This window comes from Dictyobacter aurantiacus (assembly GCF_003967515.1).
GTDB lineage: Bacteria > Chloroflexota > Ktedonobacteria > Ktedonobacterales > Ktedonobacteraceae > Dictyobacter > Dictyobacter aurantiacus.
Map to the genome: position 1 here is coordinate 460647 of NZ_BIFQ01000001.1, position 22311 is coordinate 482957.

15 protein-coding genes are annotated in these 22311 nt (G+C 52.8%); 4 read left to right on the forward strand and 11 right to left on the reverse strand.

Going from position 1 to position 22311, the window contains the following annotated elements:
• Positions 1 to 94 precede the first annotated feature (94 nt).
• Positions 95 to 1681, reverse strand: a complete 1587-nt coding sequence (zwf, locus tag KTT_RS01830) for a glucose-6-phosphate dehydrogenase (RefSeq protein WP_126594363.1) — start codon at positions 1679 to 1681, stop codon at positions 95 to 97.
• A 238-nt stretch (positions 1682 to 1919) separates the two neighbouring features.
• Here zwf and KTT_RS01835 point away from each other — a divergent pair, with 238 nt between their 5' ends.
• Complete coding sequence (locus KTT_RS01835) at positions 1920 to 3335, forward strand: dihydrolipoyl dehydrogenase family protein (protein ID WP_126594364.1); 1416 nt, start codon at positions 1920 to 1922, stop codon at positions 3333 to 3335.
• Between the two features lie 34 nt (positions 3336 to 3369).
• On the opposite strand, the gene KTT_RS01840 is transcribed toward KTT_RS01835, so the two are convergent.
• From KTT_RS01840 to KTT_RS01850, 3 genes are all read right to left on the reverse strand, one after another.
• The gene (locus tag KTT_RS01840) at positions 3370 to 4419 is read right to left on the reverse strand and encodes a hypothetical protein (RefSeq protein WP_126594365.1); all 1050 of its coding nucleotides are present in this window, start codon (positions 4417 to 4419) and stop codon (positions 3370 to 3372) included.
• 288 nt (positions 4420 to 4707) lie between these two features.
• Entirely contained in the window at positions 4708 to 5763 is a 1056-nt protein-coding gene (locus KTT_RS01845) for an alpha/beta hydrolase (protein WP_126594366.1), read from the reverse strand.
• Between the two features lie 189 nt (positions 5764 to 5952).
• The gene (locus KTT_RS01850) at positions 5953 to 7473 is read right to left on the reverse strand and encodes a phytoene desaturase (RefSeq protein ID WP_126594367.1); all 1521 of its coding nucleotides are present in this window, start codon (positions 7471 to 7473) and stop codon (positions 5953 to 5955) included.
• Positions 7474 to 7859: 386 nt separating this feature from the next.
• Between KTT_RS01850 and pncB the strand changes: the two genes are divergently transcribed.
• Positions 7860 to 9254 carry a nicotinate phosphoribosyltransferase gene (gene pncB / locus KTT_RS01855; protein ID WP_126594368.1) on the forward strand — a complete coding sequence of 465 codons (1395 nt, stop codon included), beginning with the start codon at positions 7860 to 7862 and terminating at the stop codon, positions 9252 to 9254.
• A 200-nt stretch (positions 9255 to 9454) separates the two neighbouring features.
• On the forward strand, positions 9455 to 10249 hold the full coding sequence (locus tag KTT_RS01860; RefSeq protein ID WP_126594369.1) for a hypothetical protein: 795 nt from the start codon (positions 9455 to 9457) through the stop codon (positions 10247 to 10249).
• Between the two features lie 35 nt (positions 10250 to 10284).
• On the opposite strand, the gene KTT_RS01865 is transcribed toward KTT_RS01860, so the two are convergent.
• The 7 genes from KTT_RS01865 to KTT_RS01895 all read right to left on the reverse strand — a co-directional run bounded on the left by KTT_RS01865 (position 10285) and on the right by KTT_RS01895 (position 21028).
• Positions 10285 to 11055: a CPBP family intramembrane glutamic endopeptidase gene (locus KTT_RS01865; RefSeq protein ID WP_126594370.1), complete on the reverse strand. Its 771-nt coding sequence runs from the start codon at positions 11053 to 11055 to the stop codon at positions 10285 to 10287.
• 757 nt (positions 11056 to 11812) lie between these two features.
• Positions 11813 to 12274, reverse strand: a complete 462-nt coding sequence (gene ndk, locus KTT_RS01870) for a nucleoside-diphosphate kinase (protein ID WP_126594371.1) — start codon at positions 12272 to 12274, stop codon at positions 11813 to 11815.
• Positions 12275 to 12300: 26 nt separating this feature from the next.
• Positions 12301 to 12648: a roadblock/LC7 domain-containing protein gene (locus KTT_RS01875; RefSeq protein WP_126594372.1), complete on the reverse strand. Its 348-nt coding sequence runs from the start codon at positions 12646 to 12648 to the stop codon at positions 12301 to 12303.
• A gap of 44 nt (positions 12649 to 12692) precedes the next feature.
• Positions 12693 to 16211, reverse strand: a complete 3519-nt coding sequence (locus tag KTT_RS01880) for a tetratricopeptide repeat protein (protein ID WP_126594373.1) — start codon at positions 16209 to 16211, stop codon at positions 12693 to 12695.
• Between the two features lie 23 nt (positions 16212 to 16234).
• Positions 16235 to 17503 carry a M16 family metallopeptidase gene (locus KTT_RS01885; RefSeq protein WP_160145582.1) on the reverse strand — a complete coding sequence of 423 codons (1269 nt, stop codon included), beginning with the start codon at positions 17501 to 17503 and terminating at the stop codon, positions 16235 to 16237.
• A 315-nt stretch (positions 17504 to 17818) separates the two neighbouring features.
• Positions 17819 to 18676, reverse strand: a complete 858-nt coding sequence (locus KTT_RS01890) for a double zinc ribbon domain-containing protein (RefSeq protein WP_126594375.1) — start codon at positions 18674 to 18676, stop codon at positions 17819 to 17821.
• A gap of 255 nt (positions 18677 to 18931) precedes the next feature.
• Positions 18932 to 21028, reverse strand: coding sequence for an alpha-ketoacid dehydrogenase subunit alpha/beta (locus KTT_RS01895; protein WP_126594376.1), 2097 nt, complete (start codon positions 21026 to 21028; stop codon positions 18932 to 18934).
• 293 nt (positions 21029 to 21321) lie between these two features.
• Here KTT_RS01895 and KTT_RS01900 point away from each other — a divergent pair, with 293 nt between their 5' ends.
• On the forward strand, positions 21322 to 22302 hold the full coding sequence (locus KTT_RS01900) for a thiamine pyrophosphate-dependent dehydrogenase E1 component subunit alpha (protein ID WP_126594377.1): 981 nt from the start codon (positions 21322 to 21324) through the stop codon (positions 22300 to 22302).
• The last annotated feature ends 9 nt before the right edge of the window (positions 22303 to 22311 follow it).

Genomic DNA, 22311 nt, shown 5'->3' on the forward strand with positions numbered 1-22311 from the left:
CCACTGTTAAAAGTGTATGCTACTACACCAGAAAACAGAAGAGACGAGCAACCAATCGGCTGCTCGTCTCTTCTGTTTGTATCCGGCTACCGCATCAGGGATTCACCCATTCACGGCCATCGCGCTCGATCAATTTATTCGCCTCTTCAGGACCCCAGGTGCCAGCGGCGTAAGGATAAACGGTCTCTGGCCCCATCTTTGCCCAGGCGCTGGTGATACTATCGATGATGCGCCAGGATTCCTCGATCTCGTCACGACGGATAAACAGAGTAGAATCGCCCAGAATACAATCGGCGATCAGACGCTCGTATGCCTCTGGCAGTTCGATACCAAAGACGGTCTTATACGAGGCATCCAGATCGATGCTTGAGAGATCATTGGCCGCGCCGGGTTTCTTGGCGCCAATACAGAGCGAGATCCCCTCTTCAGGCTGGATACGCAAGATCAGGCGATTGGGCTTCATGCCACTGATTTCATCTTTGGAGTACAACTGATGGGGCACACGCTTGAACTGAACCATGACTTCGGTGCTGCGTTTAGGGAGACGCTTGCCGGTGCGAATATATATCGGCACATCAGCCCAGCGCCAGTTCTCGATATACAGCTTGAGGGCCATAAACGTATCAGTCGTGGAATTAGGATCGACCCCTTTCTCTTGTTTATACCCCGGAACCTGCTGACCATCCATGGTACCCGCGGTATACTGACCCCGCACGGTCCTTTCGGCCACCTCCTCGGGTGTCAGCGTACAGATAGCGCGCAACACTTTAACTTTCTCGTCACGAATATCGTTGGCCGAAAAGTCAGCCGGCGCCTCCATACAGGTCAAGGAAAGAATCTGCATCACATGATTCTGCACAATATCCTTAATGGTGCCCGCATGCTCATAATATTCGGCTCGGCCCTCAATGCCCAGGCTTTCAGCAACCACAATTTGAATATGATCTATATACTTTTGATTCCAGAGCGGTTCCATAATACTATTGGCGAAGCGCAAGGCCACGATATTCTGCACGGTCTCTTTTCCCATATAGTGATCGATGCGGTAGATCTGATCCTCATGGAAAACACTTCCGATGACTTTATTCAAAGCTTTGGCCGATTCCAGATCATGTCCAAAGGGTTTTTCTGTGATGATATGCACCCAGGATTTTTTCTCTTGTTGGCCGTTGCTGCCATTCTGGGATGTCTGCTCGGGCTGGGCCAGTCCAGCTTTGCCCAGCGATTTGATAATCTCAACATCCGTGTCGGGTGGCGTCGCCAGATAATAGAGACGGTTCCCACCGGTTCCCTCTTCTTTATCTAATTTCTCGAGTAGTTGCTTTAAACGCTGGTAGCCCTCATCCTCGTCAAAGTTTGACTGGCAATAGAAGAGGCGTTTGGCGAAGGCTTGCCTGGCCTCATCGTCCAGTTTGTCATCTTCAGGCATATATTTATCGAGCGATTCGAGCACCATGGAGCGCCAGCCATCATCACCTAACGGTCGACGGGCAAATGCGACGATACACATAGTCTCGGGCTGGGGATGGTCGTGGATAAGGTGTGCCAGGGTTGGTAGAATCTTACGTTGCGCCAGATCGCCGGTGGCTCCAAATAGCACAATGGCACAGGGATCTGGTGTACGACCACTTTGCCAGATCGTGTGCTTCTTTAAGTGAGGAGCGGTAGCTTGCTGAGTCATAAAGGTTTCTCCTTAAGAATACGAAACAATCTTCCCAACCTGTACGTGTCCCTCTACTGAATGACATTGGCGGACCCGGGCAAACGTACACGTCTATGATATATACGTACCACATATATCACACTTTGACACGTAAACCTTTCAGGTTGTTTTTTTTGTGTAGGTGCAGCCGCTTGACGCGGCTGCACCTACACAAAAAAGCATATTTCACAACGCTCAAGGAGAAGAGAACACTCTTATGAATTATGATCTCACCATTATTGGAGGAGGCTCGGCGGGGCTGACGGCGGCCCGGATCGCGCATTCGCTGGGTGCCCGGGTACTTCTCATCGATAAAGAACGATTGGGAGGCGATTGTCTTCATTATGGATGCGTGCCCAGCAAAAGTCTGATCCATGTGGCTGACCTGGTCATGCAGGCGCGCCAGGTCGCGCGATTTGGCGTACAGGGTGGACAAGGGCAGATCGATATGGAAAAGGTTGGTCAGTATATTCAAGAGGTGATTGGACGCGTTGCCGCCAATGAGCAGGCAGATATTGAAGGGGTAGATATAGCCTTCGGCAAGGTAACATTTCAATCACCCGGTGTACTGCGGCTCAACGACAAGAACATCACCAGCCGCTATACCTTAATCGCGACCGGCTCGCGTCCCGCCATACCGGCTCTCCCTGGTCTGGCAGAGATTGGTTTTTTGACCAATGAAACGGTTTTCGATCTCACCCGCCTGCCGTCTTCTCTGATTGTGCTGGGTGGTGGGCCGGTGGGCGTGGAGATGGCGCAGGCACTGGCCCGGCTGGGAACACGAGTAACCATTGTACAACGCGCGCCGCAATTGTTACCACGCGAAGAGCCAGAAATCGCTGAGACTCTCGCCGATCTGCTGCGCGCGGATGGCATCACTATTTATACCAAGGCCCAAGCACTCCAGATCAGTCAGCATGATGGTCAGAAAAGGCTCAGTATCCAGCAAGATGAGCAGACGCTGCTTTTGGAGGCGGAGGAGGTGCTGGTCGCCACGGGCCGCCGGCCCAATGTTGCGGGACTGGAGCTAGCCTCTATCGGCCTCCATCATACAGAACGAGGTATCGTGGTCAACGATTATCTGCAAACAAATCTACCGCATATCTTCGCGCTAGGCGATGTGCTGGGCGATCTTTTCTTTACCCACGTTGCAGCCTATCAGGCCGGGGTAGCCGTGCGCAATGCGCTCCTTCCGATTGGAAAGCAGAAAGTCGATTATCGCGTCCTTCCCTGGTGCACCTTTACCAGGCCCCAGGTCGCTCATATTGGCCTGACACACGCGCAGGCGCAGGGCCAATATAAACATGTACGCGCGGTTACCTTTCCCTGGCGTGAGATTGATCGCGCTCAAACAGAACATGAACAGGCTGGCTTCATCAAGTTAATCCTCAAGGGTCGCAAGGAGGAGATCGTGGGGGCCCATCTGATCGGGTCACAGGCAGGAGAGTTGCTGGGGGAGCTATCGCTGGCCATGAAACACCACCTCACCATCAGCCATATCTACAATACCATTCATCCTTATCCCACGTACAGTACGGGCCTCCAACAGGCAACATTTCACGCCTACCTGCTTGGAAGCACGGTTAACACCAATCGCAAGCTGATTCAGACGATTCTGCGCATGAAAAAATAAGCGCCTCCCAGGAGGGAGGCGCGTTTCACGCTACTCATGCCGCGTCGGACGAAGAGGGGGCTGCGTATTTCTTCCGCTGCGGCACGCTCTCACGCACATGTTTCAAGAAGCGCACAGGTGGACTGACCATAATCGCCACCAGCAACGCACAAAGAAGAATCGGCAATAAGAGAGATAACGTCACTGCTCCGCCCAGCGCGATATGCAAAAGTGCCAGGCAGACAAACTGAGAAATAACCAGCAACAGGAGCAGACCAGCGGAAGTCGAGAGCGTGACTGTCTTCCAACGCGCACGAAAGCGGTCATCTAAGAGCTTCTGACGCATCTGCGCCTGTTGGGACGCACTCTGTTGTAAGGTAGCCAGCTGGCGCCTCTCTTCATCGAGGTGCTGACGCTCCTTAGATAGCGTATCTGTTATGCGCTCCATCTCGCGCTTCAAATGAACCGCCTCAGCCAGGTATCGATCTCCATCGCTGCGGGCGCGCAGCTCTGCCGATTGCACAAAACGCAACAGGGGGGCTGGCATCTCCGCTTCTACCGCCAGACCATCTAATGTCTGAGCCATTGCATTCAGGCGCTGCTGGATCTCCTCATCGACCGACTGCTCAAAGCGTTGGGCAAAATCCTGCTGCGCCACTTTCAGTGCCGCACACTCATCATGCAGGTGATTGCGCTCATCCATCAATTCTAAGAGATGGGTTTGATAGTGTGCAATATCTTGCTGATGCCCGCTATGGATGACGGCAATCTCCTCCTCAAAACGGCCCTGCAGTTGCGCCTTCTCTTCATCCAGTTGCCTGGAACGTTCCTGCAATTCCTCCAGAGAGATCCGCAGGCGCCGATTCTCTTCACGTAGCTGCACCATCTGTCGCCAGACGAATCTAGCACCAGGGGTTTCCGACCCGAGAGAGGGCAGGGTGTCCGTGTTCTTTTCGACCTGCTTCTGCTGTAAAATGTGTTGACGACGCTCATTCAAAGCACTACGGTGATCGAACGTACGTGGGAGCTGCTCGAGAGACTCAGTCGTCTGTGGGGGCTGCTCGAGAGCTTCAGTCGTCTGTGAAACCTCTTCCATTGGAAACATTTTTACGTTTGCTCCTTCATGTACAGCAAAAACATACATAGATGATAGAGTGCATAGAATGCAACTACAATGTTGAGCGCTTCTTGTAATAGATTATGCACGTAAGTTCGCAAATATGCAAGGGGAGGGATCACAATGTTTATCACAAAATGGCTTTGTGCCTGTTCCAAAGATGGAAAAATATGTTGATGCGGCAGGGTGCGGATCCGCACCCTGCCGCATCAACAGGGATGAGTATGGGGACGTCTGCGTTCCCCATGCCCTGGGCATACGAGGAAGCAGAAACATTTAGAGCTGACGATGGCGCTCAGGCAAAGCATCGGCGAGATGCCTGGCTAAAAATGACTGAATGACCAGGTCATATTGCAAAGGATTCCAGCCGTAAGCACCACAATGGACTTTGGCGTCGACAAAGTAGGTCTCGAGAGGAGCCCCATAGGCAGCCGCTTCAGCCCTGATTTGATGGGCGTGATCTATTGGTATCAGATTATCTCCAGATGAGTGGATTAAGAGTATGGGTATAGGATGATACTTTAAAATCTTTTTCGAGCGTTGCTTCCAGCGTTTAAAGCTGGTGTCGGGTCGCGCGATGACAGTAAAACCATAACGGAGCCGGAACACGATGCGGCTCATGCCAACGATGCTCCAGGCCAGCAGCGTCACCAGCAATTGTGGCAAAGGTTGTCGGGGGTAACGCTTGAGCCATTCATCAACCAGTCGAAAGGCAACCAGGCGGCGTAGAATATCATCTGAGCGAGCATAGGGACTATCAGCAATGATGGCAACCACATCTGGATGTGGAGGAGTCAGCAGGGCAACCGCCGCTCCCATCGAAAAACCATGGATGATAATCTTGCCGGGGAGGGTCTCTGGTTGATGGCCGGCCACAAAGATCGCCGCTTCCATGTCGCGTACCTCGGCATTGCCGGCGGTGGTCATGACGCTTTCGCTATCTCCATGGCCGCGAAAATCAAAGAAGAGAACATTGTACCCTCGCGCATATTCCAGTTGCGCCACCGAACGCAGATGAGAGCGCGAAATGCGATAGCCATGGCAGAGGATAACGGTTGGCGCCGGCTGCGGTTGGGCCCAGAAATCCCCGCAGAGCAGCGTTCCATCGGCAGTACTAAAGAGCAACGAACGCTGCGCCATCTGTGGCGGCTCTTCAATCAGGACCGAGGGCATCCCCCAGTCCATCGCCGAATCCGGGATAGGGGTATGAGGACGTGAAAACTCCTGTACAAAGAAATGCGCTACAAGTGCCAATCCGCTGGTGACTGTCAGTCCCAGAATGCTCGCGGTACTGGTCGCAAGCCCTAGCGCCCATCGATGTTGCCCAGCCATAGACAAACTCCTTTACTTCCAAACTGGATCACCGATTAACACACACATGTCAACCGAACACAAGGAGGTGAAGTGAAGAAATAGAGGATCTCCAATTCTTCACCACACGAAATAGCAGGGCGAGATACGACCTTCTCTATCCCCAAAAACATGTTCTGATATGGGCTATGTTTTCAGGATAAAATCATATCATAACATTCCCTTTGACGCTGGCGCCAGCGACTGCATCGTCTGATCGAATGCGCTAGCTCCAATCATATCTGCTACTATTTTACCCGAACTCATGACCCCAGGTAAACCCGCACCGGGGTGAGTTCCGGCTCCAGCAAAATATAGATTGGAAATATCCTCGCTAACGTTGTGGGGTCGGAACCAGGCCGACTGCGTCAGGATGGGTTCGACGGAGAAGGCGCTGCCAAGATAGCTGTTGAGCTCATTGCAGAAGTGGAGCGGATCAATGTGGTGCTCGGTCACAATATGCCGGGACAGGTCCGGCATGTAGTGCTCTTCCAGATACTGGATGATTGAGTCACGATAGGGCCGGGCAGTCGTGGTCCAGTCGGTATCACTTCCAAGGTGCGGCACAGGCGATAAGACATACCAGGCATCGTGGCCCTCGGGCGCCAGAGAGGGGTCGGTAGCGGTCGGTCGATGCAGGTAGAGCGAGAAATCTTTGGCCAGGACCTTGCGCTTAAAGATATCGTCCAGTAATCCTTTATAGCGCGGCCCCATCAGGATTTCATGATGAGCCATATTCTCATACTTGCGATCGGTGCCAAAATAAAGCACAAACAGCGACATCGAGTATTGCATATTTTTGAGCTTGCGATCGCTATTCTTCTGACGAAAACGCTCAGGGATCAAGCGCATATAGGTAAAGGCCACATCTGCATTGCTGACGACGATATCCGCCGGGAAAAACTCACCCGCGCGCGTACCCACTCCTTCGGCCCGCCTGCTCCCCTCATTGATGACGATCTCGCTTACTTCCTGGTTGAGATGAAGCTGGCCGCCCATATCCTCAAAGAGACTGACCAGCGCACGCACCAGGGCACCGGTCCCCCCCATAGCGAACCAGACTCCAAAGCGCTGCTCCAGCGTATGGATCAGGGCATAAATGGAGGTGCTCTGGAAAGGATTGCCGCCAATCAGCAAAGGATGAAAGCTGAAGACCTGGCGCAGACGCTCGTCTTTGATATACTGGTTCACAAAAGCGGCGACAGATTTCTGGGATTGTAAGCGTACCAGGTCAGGCAAGACCTTAGCCATCGAGCCAAAGGTGGTAAAAGGTTGATCGATCAGCTCAAAACCGGTTTTGAAGATCTTCTCACCCGCGCGCGCAAACCGTATATATCCCTCTTCATCCTCCGGATTAAATTCCCGAATCTGCCGCAGCAACTGTTCACGATCAGCGTTGTAGCGGAAAATCGAGCCATCCTCAAAGCGAATATTATAGAAAGGATCGATGGGTACCATTTTTACATAGTCTTCGGTTTTCTTGCCACACAATTCAAAGAGATCATGAATGAGCCAGGGGGCCGTAATGATGGTCGGACCACCATCGAAGGTGAAACCATCCTGCTCATATACATATGCCCTCCCACCGGGCTTATCACGCTTCTCAAACATGGTTACCTGGTGGCCCTGAGCCTGTAACCGAATGGCGGCGGTTAACCCACCAAAGCCACTACCAATGACAGTGATATTCATAGTTGCTCCTCATCATAAAGGATGGTGATATGTATCTATTCAGATAACCTGCTGCGTGCACGAGTAAGAAGCCGCTGCAATGATGGGCATGCATGAGACCGCTACCACTCGCAGCACTGTGCATGGTTATCTATAGCTGCTAACAAATAAATGCACTGGCTACCCCCGGGGTCGTATTTGATCAACCAGAGCACTATAGTGACGCCAGATGCCTATGAAGAGGGTAGCAGGCTCAACAGATAGCAAGCACACGAATAGTATACAAGAGTGTCCAGCATAACAAAGAAAACCATACTTGTTTCTGTATGGTACAATGGTAGCACTTAGAGTGATATTGTAAAAAATACACTAAGTAGCAGCGCGCAAACGGAAGAAAGGGAGTAGCTATGAATCGTCGTGCCCCTAGTATACATCCAGGATTGATGACAGATATGTACCATCCAGACTCAGCATATGTCTCCTGGCGGACAGGACAGAATGGATCGACCACTTTTGATCTCTACACGCGCAGGGCCCCCTTCGGAGGTGCCTATTTACTGGTGGCCGGGCTTGAGGCGGCGGTAGAGTTTGCTCAGTCATTCCGCTATACAGATGACGAGTTAAAGTTTCTGGCCCATATTCGCGATTACGATGCGGCCTTCCTTGATGAACTGGCGGAACTCCGCTTTACTGGAGAGATCCTGGCCATGCCTGAGGGGAGCATCGCCTTTCCTCACGAACCTATTTTACGGGTCACGGCACCATTTCGTGAAGCCATACTGCTCGAAGCCGGTCTGCTACAGGCCATTGGGCTATCTACCTTGATCGCGACCAAGGCTTCTCGTATCGTTTATGCAGCCGAACAGGGGCGCCCACGACGCGTATCCGAATTCTCGTTTCGTCGCGCACAGGAACCCATGACAGTGGCGCGCGCCTCCTACATTGGAGGTTGTTCCAGCACCTCGCTGCTCAACGCAGCCTATGAATATCGCCTGCCCGCGACTGGCACGGTCCCTCACGCGCTGATCGAGATGTACCCTACGGAGAAAGAGGCTTTTGAAGCGGTGGCTGAGGCGTACAATCGCTATACGCTACTGCTGGACACCTATGATGTGCGGCGTGCCATTCATACCGCGATCGAAGTAGGATTGCGCTTCCAGGAAACGCTGGGGCATACGCTGGCGGCGGTACGTCTGGATAGCGGAGACCTGGTAGCTGATAGCATCTATGTACGAGAGCAACTGGATAAAGCAGGACTGCATAGCGTACGCATCCTCGCCAGCGGAGATCTGGATGAGTGGAAGATCCAGGAAATACTGCAGAAGGGCGCGACCGTCGATTCATTCGGGGTAGGGACGGCATTGGGCAGTGGTGCGGGGTCGCTTGAGCAACAGGTAGAGGGGGGCGCGCTGGGCACCGTCTATAAAGAAGCCTGGTATGTAGATGATCTGGGCAATGAATACCCTAAAATTAAAATCGCCGGCGCCAAAAGTACCTGGCCGGGCAAAAAAGAGATTTATCGCCATCCCGAGTGGAAAGAAGATATCATCCAGCTATCCCATGAGCCACGGCCCGACAGCTATCACCGACTACTCAAACCCGTCGTTCGCAATGGAGAAGTCGTGCCCGGCAGCCTGCCACCGCTCTCGGAGATTCGCGAATTAGCTCAGTATAATCTCAACCTTTTGCCAGAACATTATCGGCAACTCACGGTCACAGAACCATATCCAGTGCACTTCAGTGAAGGCATGCAGGCATTACGCAAACAGGCCTTTGACCTGGTTGGAGGCATCGAGGAATAAACCTGCGGTGCGCCAAAAGTTTATGCAGTGATGGGACACAACGGGGCGCAGATACGCCCCGTTGTGTCCCATCACTGCATAAAGAGGGCCGACCATTAGGATCTCTGGTTGCCAGTGTGCCAGATAGCAGAACTCATTCGTTAGAAGAATAGATTCAACAAAATATAAAGATAAGGCTATTTTTTGTGACGGATACAAACATGCAGTCTTCAACACATTCAGATATTATTTCCCAGCCAGAAGAAAACATAACTGGCACCCAGGCCATCATCTGGACGCCACCGTTTATTGTTTTCTTCGCGGCCTTGCTTGGCTTTGGACTGGGCATTGCCAGCCTGATCACATTCATCTGGCTCAATAGCGGTCTCTACTCGGTTGAGCGAGTGGCCATGGTGTATAGCGTGGTCCTCATGGTTGCCTGGCTGGTGGTATTGCTGACTGGTCACTCCTGGTGGGTACGTGGAGGAGCCCTGTTTGGGCTTATCTGGGCTGCCTGCAACTTTGGAGGATTCTGGTTAAGCAAACATGGCGTGGGTGCGCAGGATCCCTTAACGATTCAGATACACGCCGCTACCAGCAGCGCCTTGCTTGCAGGCGCCCTCTGCCTCTCTGTAGCTCGCGTACGACTGAAGTTATGGGATGCAATCCTGCTCTGGCTGGTACTCCTGGCCTTCTGTGCCTACCTTGGCTATAGCTATCTGAAAGTGCCCGCAGGGACCAGTTCGCTCATATTCATCGAGGGCAGGATCGTATCCTGGACACTCTATCTGAGTCTGGCGGTCTGGTGGCTGCGCCCCTCATGCTGGCGTGATCAGCCCGGGCTCACCTTTCTCTTTGGCCTGGCAACCTTCCTGCTCATCGTTCTTAACAGGTCCAGCACGTTAACCACTGAGCAAAACGTCTTCTTCCTCCAGGTAAGCTTCCTCTGCCTCTTACTCGCTGCCATCAGGGTTTTTCAAGAAGAATGGCGTCTCCATCGTCAGACCAATCACTAACCTGCGAGCAGGAGGCGAAACGGCTGCATACAGGATCAGATATGGACCCCGTGTACAGCCAGAATGATCAGCAGGGCGCTCAGGCCATTGTTTAAAAAGTGTAAGAAGTAGCCGGGCCAGTAAGAGCCAGTCGCCAGGCGCAGAACAGCGAGAGCGATACCAATGAAGAAGAGGACCGGTAGCGAGGCAGGATCACCATGGGCGGCCCCAAAGATCAAGGCGCTCAATATCACCGCCATCACCGGTGGCATACCGTTTTTGAGTCCCATAAATGAGAAGCTTCGGAAAAAGATCTCCTCGCAGAAAGGCGCCACGACAACCGCGATGAACAATGAGACATAGGTCGTGATGGGAGCAGTCTTCGCGCGCTGCAAAACAAGCTGATCATTCGTTTGCAGAGGAAGATGGAACGTCGTAATCAGGTACGAGTAGACCTGGTTCAGTAAAACGATCAGCACCAATGAGCCGAGCACCAGTAGCACCGCCAGGCCCACATTACAACGGCGGAACCCCAACAGTTGCCAGACTGAACGTTGATCGGCTCCAGTTGTCTGACTGTAACGCCGGGCATAAAAGAACGGCGCCATCAAAAAAGCGCTGTAGATAATCAGTGAAAAAATAAGCGAAACCACGGCGTTGGCTATATCTGCCTGTAGATTAAGAGGTTTGGCCGCCTGACCTGTAGTGCTGGTGCTGAATAGAGAGCTTACAACTGTAAATGCAATCCATGGAACCAGGGTCAAGAAAATTCCATTGAAGGTCTGGGTAGTAGTCCAGGGGACGCTATCAAACTTCTGTTTAAGCAAGAGCTTACTCCGGTTTTTTCATAATCAATTATACCATTACACCCCCCACACTGTCTGTAGTCATACCCCTATTACTACAGAAAAGATATGGTATACTAGGTGCAAACCATCGTTTTCACATATAGCACGTCACATATAGTTAGGAAGGATACCTGGTTGGCAGGGACAATCGAAACAAATCCAGCAGAAAATTCCAACTGGCGCAGGCACAAAAATGCTTGCCCGTTTTACCGGGAACGTTGGTTCCCATGCAATGATGTATCGGGAGAACCAATGTATCAGGTGTTCTGTCTCAAAGGCACCCCACCTGAGACCCTTGACGAACAGGAAAAGTGTTTCCGTAGCAAGGCTTGTTGCTGGCGTCTCAGCAAGAAAAGAAAACAAGCTCAGCATGCCACCGCTGAGGAACCTACGGCCGCCGGGGCAACCTCACGTTAACGCATCAGGCGAAAGATACCAGATCGCCGCTATCAATCCACGATCCATGTCCACCTGGAGCACACGTCTCTATCTTGATCCTGGACACGCGTCGACAATTTATCAGGACCTGAGCAAGTTCAGAATACATCTGAACACAATTGTCCTCACCATACATGTTATCGCCTTCACCTCTTCATCCATATAGGGCCTGCTCTGGCAGGATCATATATGTGTGTCGATGTGGCTGCGCTGCATGATACTATGTAAGAAAAGGGCCAGCGAATGCTTTCCCGCCGGGAAAGCATTCGCTGGCCCTTTTCTATAGCAGGCGCTTTATTTAGCGCTCGGTGGAGTTATAGACGTAATCCTGCAGGATGTCGTCGTACTCAAAAAGCTCTTCAGGCTTGAAGAAGCGAGGTACCTCAACCTGCGCGGTCTCCAGGGAATCGGAGCAGTGGATCAAGTTGGCCTGCATGCTCATAGAGAACTCACCACGAATAGTGCCAGGCGTGGCCTCACGGGAGTTGGTAACACCGGCCAGCAGGCGAACGGCGTCCACACATTTATAACCCTCGACACAGATCGCGACGACAGGGGTGCGCTGCATAAAGGACTTCACCTCGGGGAAGAATGGGCGACTAACCAGGTGACTATAGTGCTCATTCAACAGTTCGCTGGAAAGGCTCATCAGCTTCAAGCCGACCAGCTTGAGGCCTTTGCGCTCCAGGCGGGAAATAATTTCACCGACGAGATCTCTTTGTACCGCATCGGGTTTAAGCAAAATCAATGTACGTTCCATAACGTTACAGAAACTCCTTATGTGTATTAATAACTGGCAACCAACTGGATCAGTTGCTGGCAGGCTTTTTTCATCTCTACGCGTACGCGCCCAAGATTTCCTGTGCCCTGTGTGGTAACGATGAGGATCAGGTCACCTGCTTCTTCCATTTGGATTGTACCAGTTTTTGTTTCGACAATCACGTGCCTCGCCTCACCATTATGTACCTGGGTAGTTAAGTCGCTAATGGAGCCAAAAGCGGCGGCCGCCATCGCCCCAGTAACTTCCTCGTCCTCGCTGTGTAGTATACCAGAGACAATCAGGCCATCTTTCCCAACAAGAATCGCGTCATGTACCTCTTCGAGGTCTGTTAAACGTTGCAGGATGGTTTCCACTTAAAGACTCCTTCTTTCTGGATGATGTACCATACTCACCAATATCAGGCTTTCGCCTTCTTGGCCATTGTTAGCGCCTTATTGTATGCTTCCATCGCCTGTAAGTACTCCCCTTGACGCATATACGCGTCACCCAGGACGCGATATCCAGAAGAATAGTTAGGGGCCAGCTTCAGTAACGCGCGTACATTACTAACGACCTCACCAAGCAATTCAGGGGCGTTCCTGATAATCACACGATACTCTTGCATCGCGTTATCAAAATCTCCAATTAATTGCGCCTGGTAACCTCTAATCAAGCGCTCGCGATGGCTGATGTTTCCGCCCTCGGCAACACGCTGTCCCGCCCTTTCACCACTACGTGTACGATTTGCTCCCATATGACCCGCGTCACGGGTGGTCGTACGCTGCACAGGCTGTAAGCGTACAGCCGGTCGCTTCATGGTAGTTTCGAGCTCACTATCCAGTAGAGGATTCACGTGTGCTACAGAGGCCGCCTCAGGTTCTGTGGACACATGCTCCGATGGCTGGAATGCAACCGTTTCAGCCGGTCGCGATGGGGCCGCGTATGGCTGCGCAAGTACAGGAGGCTGCCGCGTATCGGTGGTCTCTGGGGCAGTCTCCACGATCGGCTGCTCAGGGGCTGGAGCCTCTGAGGGCGGCGTATTTCTCGCAGCAGGAACCGTGCCCAGCGCCGCTAACCAGGATGGCTCAGCGGATGGGGCCTGGGTCTCTATTGGAGTTGGCTCAGCCGGTCGCGGGAAGAAGTTCCCCAACTCAGCCAGAGCCGACGAGAGAGAAGGCTCGGACGTGCTTGCGGATGAGGAACGATCGCCTTCTGCCGCCTCTTGCGCTTGTTCCTCTGACTCCTGTCCATTTTCCTGGCTCTGGGCAATGCTAGCCAGTGAATTTGGCTCAAGCGGTGTAAAACCACGCGAGAGCAGTCTTTGCTCTAACTCTTCCAGGGTCGTGACCAGATTTTGCTCCTCGGCGGCTTGCTGGCCCTCATCGGGTTTTTCATCAGGTGCATTGGTTGTCTCTTCCTGTGCTACGGGTTCGCTGGCGGATGGTTGGGTGCCTCCGGCCAGTTGAGCCAGCCAATCATAGTCGATCGACTGCGATTGCGCCTGCTGATTGAGAATAGCCCAGGGATCTTCCACGACGGGCCGGGCAGGTTCAGCAGATGGAACGCTTTCCGCTGGCTGTACGGTCTCTTCACGCGCAGGCTCCGGAGCTTGCTGCTCGTACCAGGAAGGGTTAACCTGCTCGGCTGACTCCTCATATGTTACATCAGAGTTCTGATCGGATGAGGAGGCGCTGCTTTGACTTAGCTGCTGCATCCAGGAAGGCTGCTCAAGTGGCGCAGGCTCACGATTAGACTCAAATGAAGACCAGAAATCCTGGTTCTCAGCCGGCTGCTGCTGCCCTTGAGAAGGAGCATAGGCTGATTGCCAGGCAGCCCAGGGATCAGCGTCCGCCGGTGCACTCTGTGACGCTTCAACCAGCTGGTTCAGTGCGGATTCAGCGGTTGATGAAGCCGCAGGAGATGGTTGCTGGTCAGATGGTTGTGCATCAGGTAGCTCCCATGTAGGACTGCTCTGCTTCTTTTGGGTCTGGGATGGGGACTCCAGTAACCAGGAGGGATCCTGGAATCCCTGCGCTTTTGGTTGCGCGACTGTTGGCCCGGGTTGCTCCCACGAGGCTCCGCTACTCTTCTGTGCCCCGGGTTGCTCCCACGAGGCTCCGCTACTCTTCTGTACCGCAGGTTGTTCCCATGAGGCTCCGCTGCTTTGCTGGCTCGGAGCGGGGATCTCGGGTTGGGGTGATTGAGTTGGCCGAGCTTCAGCAGAAGCGGCCACGACATCTGGTTGAGAGGGGAGATCGCCGGATTGTCGCTGTCGTACTAATTCAGAAAAATCATACGCGCCGGTACCCTCCAGGGAAGCCGCACCAAGAGACTTCAGCCATGCCGGGCCAAAGGGCAATTCCTCCTCCGACTCTTCTTCAGGTTGAGGAGTGTCAGCTCGCTCTGGTGTTGGTTCAGAGGGTTTGGCAAGCTCAACAGAAGGCTGAGACTGGTCCGCCGGTCCCGGCTGAACCGTCTTCTCAGACGAGACAGGTTGCTCTTCCTGGGGCTTCGCTACCTCTGGCTGGTGCGATTCTGTTTGTTTGGCTTCATCTTGAGCGAGCATGTTTAACCAGGCGGGGACCGCCGCATTATTTTTTGCCGCTTCAGGGATCGCAAATGACCATGACTGACCAGCATCCTCCCCTATATGATCATCGGCAGCAAGCTCTGTCTCCTGGCTATCAGAGGCATCGGCATTTGCATGCTGCGGAACAAAGCCAATGCCACTTGTGTCCGGCCACGCTGGCGCGTTGGACTCTTCCAGACCCGGATCGGACGCTTGCCTGGCTGCGTCAGGATTGATGCTATTCAAGGCATTCTGCAAAAGCTGCCACGGCTCCGCCTGGTCAGGTTGCTCAGTGGGCGTCGATGCCTGCTGTGGAGCAGCCGCGTTCCAGGCGTCGTTATTATCCCATGAAGACGTCGTGCTCTGTGATTTAGATGGAATATCCTCAGACATCCACGAGGGTAGCGACGGAATGTCGGGCTGAGAGGCAGCCTGATCTGAACGCGGCTTTACCAGCGTTTCATCGTTATTCCAGCTTGCATTACTACCCCAGGCGGATAAGGCATCAGCGGAAACAGAGGACCCACCGACGTTTAACGCTGCCTGGGCATCTGCCGATTGAGAGGGCGATATGGTAGCCGCTGAGCCAGGTGCCCCCATTACCGCGGGCGACTTGCTTAACAATTTCAGGAAAGGATCGCCAGCCTGATTGGCCATATGGTCAGCAAATAAATCATGGGCAAGCACCAGGTCCGGGTCGAGAGCCTCTACCTGTTTGATCAACTCCTGTGAGCGCAACATATCCTGTGGCGCCCTCATGTAGGCCAATAACAATAACGCCTTGATACATCCCGGCACATCCCGCAGGATCTGTTCCGCCAGTGGGATAGCCTTTTCATAAAGGCCCTGCCGCCAGTAGACTTCCAGTAGACCGGTGCGAGCATCCAGGCGATCAGGGTACATTGAGAGCACAATATCCCACTCTTGAGCGGCCTGGATCAGCAGATCACCTCTCATATAGAGGCGCGCGAGTCCCGCGCGTGAGAACATGAAACCGGGCTGCCCCACCTTCTCACTCAGTTGATTAAATGCCTGCCGAATCTGTCCGTTTCCCCGGCTCAGCTCATAAGCCTGCTGGTAACAATCCAGGGCGGTATCGTAGTCAGACATACGCTCACTGACCAGCGCACGACTACAATAGGCAATGACATTATCAGGATCATTGGTCAATACCCAATCGAACGCCTGCTGCGCATCCTCCAACTTACCTTGAGCCAGATATACCTCACCAAGAAGACGTTGCGCCTCAAGCGATTCTGGAAAAAAAGCCAGAACATACTGACAACTGGCAAGAGCCTCATCGACGCGTTTCGAACTAATTGCGTCCTCGATCTCTTGCAAATAATCACGAAGCGTTATTTGTGCCATAAAACTTGGTCTCCTCTTCCCGCCTATGCCCCCATGAGCAATCTGTTAAATTGCTCAACCCGATGGGGAGAGTCTGGCCCGATAATCGCCAGACGACGCCATTCAGGAGCAAAGCAGTTCCGCGCTACACGCTGTATATCCTCAACAGTGACAGCATCCACCTTTGCAATTACCTCGTCCACGTTCCACACGCGGTTATAGAGGCATTCCTGACTTCCCAACCAGGAAGCCATCTGTTGCGTTCCTTCTAAACCGAGCAGAATGCCACCCCGAACATACGCTTTTATTCGCTGCATCTCATCAGCAGGAACCGGCTCCTGACGCAATCGGGTAAGTTCAGCAATAATTGCGCGAACGGCCGCCGATGCGCGCGAAGGATCAACACCCGCGCTGACTACCAGGCTACCAGTTTCATAATAACTATTGATATAGCTTCCAATATCGTAGGCCAGGCCCTGCTCTTCACGAATCGACTGGAAAAGACGCGAACTCATTCCATCACCAAGGATACCATTAATCAGCAGCAGAGGATAATAGTCTGAGGATGCATATGCGGCTCCAAGCGTGGCTAAACAAATATTTGTCTGCTCCGTATCTTTTTGAATCATACGCACGGGGGAAACACCACGAGGCGGAAAACTTTCCGTCCAGAGAGGATGATCCGCAGGCTCCCAATCCTCAAATAACTGCTTTACCTGCGCGATGACTTGCTCATGGTCAATATTACCCGCGATACTGAGCACCAGGGAGTTGGGTCGATAATAGGTACCCAGGTAGTCCAGCATCTGTTGACGCTGGAGACGCGACACAACCTCCACCGAACCAGCATCATCGCGCCCCAATGGCAAACCCGGCCACATGACCTCATCGGCTAAAAGATTGACCCACTCTTGCGGATCATCCTGAGTGGCACTCAGTTCCTCAATAATAACGCCACGCTCTTTCTCCACTTCCGTGGGATCAAAAAGCGGGCGTCGAATCATATCGGCCATGGCCTGCAGTACCACCGATAAATATTCGCCGGGGACACGCGCGGTATAGTTGGTCAGCTCTTTACCGGTGCTCCCATTAAAATTACCTCCCACCCCTTCGATCGCATCAGAAATAGCCTTCGCACTTGGATACTGCTGAGAGCCCTTAAAAAGCATATGCTCAATAAAATGAGAAACGCCAGAGATCTCCTCTGGCTCATAGCGAGAACCAACATTAAAAAAGAAAGCGATACTCGCAGAGCGCATACCAGGCATATGGGTGGTAAGTAGGCGTAGTCCATTATGTAGTGTTGTTCGCACGTAATTCATTCGCTAATTGGGCACAGAGCCTCATTCATGGTGAAAAGAGTGCCCCGATCTCCTTATAGTACCTGATCAAAAAAATACTGATACAAATCCGATGGTTTAACTGTTCTTCAATTTCCTGCATACAAATTTAGATTACTCGCAGTATTATAGACGGTTTAGCAGGCTGCCGCAACAGAACACAAACGGAATAGGAAGAAAAGCCGCAAGCTTGACTTATGGTTTCATCAGTGCATATGAACACGCCAGCAGCGGTGCGAACGGTGTGGATGGAGTAGATATGCACATACTCCATCCAGAAAGGGGAGATTAAATCAGGCCGATATCGTCAGCCAGTCTACCCAGGCCGCCCAACATTCCATCGTCATCATCACGGCGATGATGGTGACGATGACCCCCCATACCAATATCGCCTTCAATCTGATTTTCGATGCCGTGCATCAACATTTCACCACCCAGCACAGCGGCGGCTCCACCTAACGCACCCATGGCAAATTTACCACCATTGCCTTGCAAAAAACCACCCATACCTCCCTGCTGACCCTGCATGGTAACAGGAGTCGGCACCACGCCAGCCAGGCTGGTTCGGCAACTCACACAGTTGGTCGAGCCAACAGGCGCCATAGCCATACAGGTCGGACAGCGCAGGGCCAGCGGTGGCTGTCCCATCATCGGCTGCGCCTGATAGCCGCCCTGTCCATAGGGCTGAGGCTGCTGGGGATACGGCTGTGCATATGGCTGCTGATAGGCAGGATTAGGCGCTTGTGGAGCGTACTGCCCCGACTGATTGCCCAGGGGTGCACCACAGCCGCCACAAAATCTCATATTGGCGGCATTAGCCTGACCACACTGCCTGCACTGCAGACCTGTGGGCTGGGCCGGTAAACGCATATCCTGCCCACACTGCGTGCAAAACGCACTATCCAATCCCACCTGCGTATGACACGCCGGACACGGACGCGTCGCAGGTGGGGGTGGAGTCACAGGAGCCGCAGCCCCCTTCAATGACGCGCCACAATGCATACAAAAAGACGCATCTGTCCGCACCTCACCCTGACACTGAGGACAGTGCCGTACAGCCGCCGCAGCTGGCTGTACGGCGGTACCACACTCAGGACAAAACTTTTTTCCTGTTACATTAGTTCCACAAAATGTACACGTTGCCATTCCGCGCCTGCCTTTCGCAACGTAGAACGTTGTATTTGCTACCTGTATATTTAAACGCAGTGTAGCATAGTTTCTTCAATTCGTCGAGCCACATATAACAAATCTTCTTTCATCCCCTTTTGCCCTCAAGGAGCTATAGGAGCACCTCTAAACCTTACAAAGGAGTTTTTTATTCATTGGTGCAACACAACGGGTGGGGGCATTTGTCCCCACCCGTTGTGTTGCACCAATGAATAAAAAAACTCTCTACTTTCTCTATTCAGCCAGTAGTTCGCTCAGTTTGGCTTCAATGGTGATGGCGGTTGGATAGAACTTCTCCTCTTCGCTCCCGCTATAGGGTGAGGGAGGAGCGGGAACCGCCGCCAGGAAAGCGGGTGTTCCATCCAGATCATAGAAACAATTTTGCACGATCCAGGAATGAAGGTGGCGACCAAAGCTGGTCAGGTCGATCTCTTCGGTGACAACAATCACACGATTAGCCTCTTTAACGGCGGCCGCGACCGCCTCTTTGTCAAAGGGCTCCAGGGTACGCAGATCCACCACTTCAATGCTCACGCCAGCATGCCGAGCCATATTAACGGCCGCGGTACAGGACTCCAGAACCATCGTGCCCCAGGCGATAATGGCAACGCTCAGAGGTCCTGTGCCAAAACGCAGACGTCGGGCCTTACCGATAGGCAGGGTATAGTATCCTTCAGGCACATTCCAGTATTCAGCCATCTCGGGAATGATCTTGCCGTTGGCGTCCTTCGGTGGCTCAGAGCGATAGAGGCGCCCACGCTCTAAAAAGACGACCGGAGATTGCGCACGAGCCGACTCTAGTAGCAAGCCCTTGGCATCAAATGGTGAAGCAGGACAGACGGTAATCATGCCTGGAATATTAGTGAACCATTGTTCACCTGTATTAGAATGCCCATAGGCACCACCGCCTGCGGTACTACTAGAGATTGGACCACCGCCCCCACTACCGGACTTGGTGCGGATTAACAAGGGGGAATTCCATTTGCCGTTTGTCTGATAAGGGATGCGCGCAGCCAGGCGGATCGTCTGTGTGGCGGACTGATGATAATCGACAAACTGGATCTCGGCACAACGAGCCCTGCCATCACGCAATCCCGCGCCCGAAGCGATGCCCACAATCATTTGCTCATTTAAAGGACTACTGATCGCGCGACCGGGCATTTGTTTGACCAGCGAGGCGGTCGCGCCAAAGACGCCACCCTTGGGACTCCCAACGTCCTGCCCGTACACGAAGAAACCGGGATCACGCTGGGCCAGTTCAACCAGGGCCTCGTTGATCGCCCCCAGCATGGTCAGTGTGCGTCGGTTGCCCCGTGGTGTATTCTCACGCCACTCGGGCACATTCAATATATGCTCCAGCACGCGCTCGGGGCCCGGCTCGGGCTCTTTTAATACATCCTGCTCAATACGCTCAACCTGGGCACGAATTTCCTTCCTGGTCCGCTCTATATCAGCATCTTGCAATATTCCCTGTGCGACAAGCCAGCGACCAAAGTTCTTAACCGGGTCTTTGGTGGCGGTCGTCTCCTCGATCTCTTCCTTTGTACGGTAGGAGCGAATATCGGTGCTACTCGAATGCGCGTCAAGCAGGCCCAGGCGCAGATGCATCAGGGCGGGCCCCCGACCCGAACGAATATGCTGCACCAGGCGGCGGGTCGCCTCATAGGTCCTCATCACATCGGTGCCGTCAACCTCTTCCGCGTATACATTTCCCGCATTCGCCCAATCGACCAATGAACCCGACCATTGATTTCCGCCAGGCTGGGTAATGGCCCAACCATTATCTTCAACGACGATCAAAATAGGGAGACGATGAATACCAGCCTGTCGAAACAGCACGTTAAAATCATTTGTTGCCGCCCCACCATCACCGGTAGAACACAAAATTAAGGAGTCGCTTTTATCCCATTTCAGCGAAAAGCCAACTCCGCCAGCGAAGGGGCACAGGCCAGCAACCTCACTCACCGATGGAAGAATTTGATGTTGCTTACTGGCATAGTGCGCTGGCATATTTCGACCAGCATTCATTGGCCCCGTCACACGCGAGTAGGCCTCACGCAGAGGTCCATACACATCACCCGTCCGTTGTAACCAGGCGCCCAGATCGCGATAATATAATGCGAGCCAATCACTTTCATCCAGAGCCGCCACGACGGCAGCCATTACCTCATGCCCGGCACAACCAATGTAAAAAGGGAATTTTCCCTGTGTCTTACGTGTTTTCAACAAGTCATTAATGACTCTGGCGGTGACCATGGTGCGATAGAGCGTAACGACATCCAGCGGCCCTGCTGGCATCTCTGTCTCTGTTGCTCGAAGATTCGTTGTCATATTTGTACTAATGCCTCCACATATTTGTCTGCGTTGACGCTGTAGGCTTCATCGATGCTCCTAACATAATAAATCACATCACCATTATAATGGTTGATGGCTTTGAAAAGCAATAATCGCTCCTTTTTCGCTACTCGATCGACAAAGCAAAAAACCAGAGCACATACTAGACATTCTCTCTGGTTGAGCACTATAATGTGTCTAACTATTTTTTTCATCGGAACATGTCTCACCAGCGAAATACTGGTTGGTGGCAGAGAAGATCATGGGTACCCAAAGAGATGTATCAGTAAATGACGAGCATAGCTCCATCTTCAGCAGTTTTACGAGATCTCTACACTAAGATGCTCTTAACTCGCATCGTCGATGATTGCGCATGGAGGTTATACGCACAGGGATACATCGATTTTGTTACCAGCAGTCGCGGACATGAAGCAGCCCAGGTAGGTAGCGCGATCTGTATCGAGGTCGGCCAGGATTTTACCCTCCCCTATTACCGGGACCTAGGAGTCGTTCTGACCATCGGAATGACGCCCTATGAGGTTTTCCGGACCTGCCTGCATTCCCAACGCCAGCAGCAGGCAGAAAAAAAAAGGGGGGCCGGACCGTCCTTTCAGCATTGGGGCTATCAGAAACACAATACAATCACCGGTCCAGCACCGGTGGCAACCCAGCTGTTACATGCCGCTGGCATCGCATTTGCCAGCAAACTCCGTAAAGCCACGGTGGCTACGATTGCTTACTGCGGCGATGATGCCATAAAAGAACCGGATTTTGCAGAAGGGATGCGTTTCGCCGCCCAGCATGCATTACCCGTGGTTTTTATCTGTGAACAAGACTGTACCCAGATCTGGGGTACAGATAACTTTGCTACCTCGCTTCCCCCCTCCTGCCTACCCAAAGACGCTCTACCAGCAGGAATCGCCTATCAACGAATCGATGGCACAGACATTGTCGCTGTCTACACTGCGATGCGCCAGGCAATACAGTATGCACGCGAGGGGCATGGCCCGACATTTCTAGAAATGGCGATCACCCGCTCTCAACCAGCTGTACTACTTCCCTATGGTCGGGATCTCTCCAACGTGGTACAGTATGCGCCTCCCCAATCCAATGCAGGAAAGCTCTTTGATCCCCTGGTGCGATGTCAGCACATCCTACAAGAGCAGGGCATATGGGATGAGGAATGGGCCGCCCAACTGTCTACACGCATGATGACTGAGGTTGAGCGAGCACTCCAAAACGCGCTACGCGATACGCTCCAGTCAAAATGAGAAAGCCGA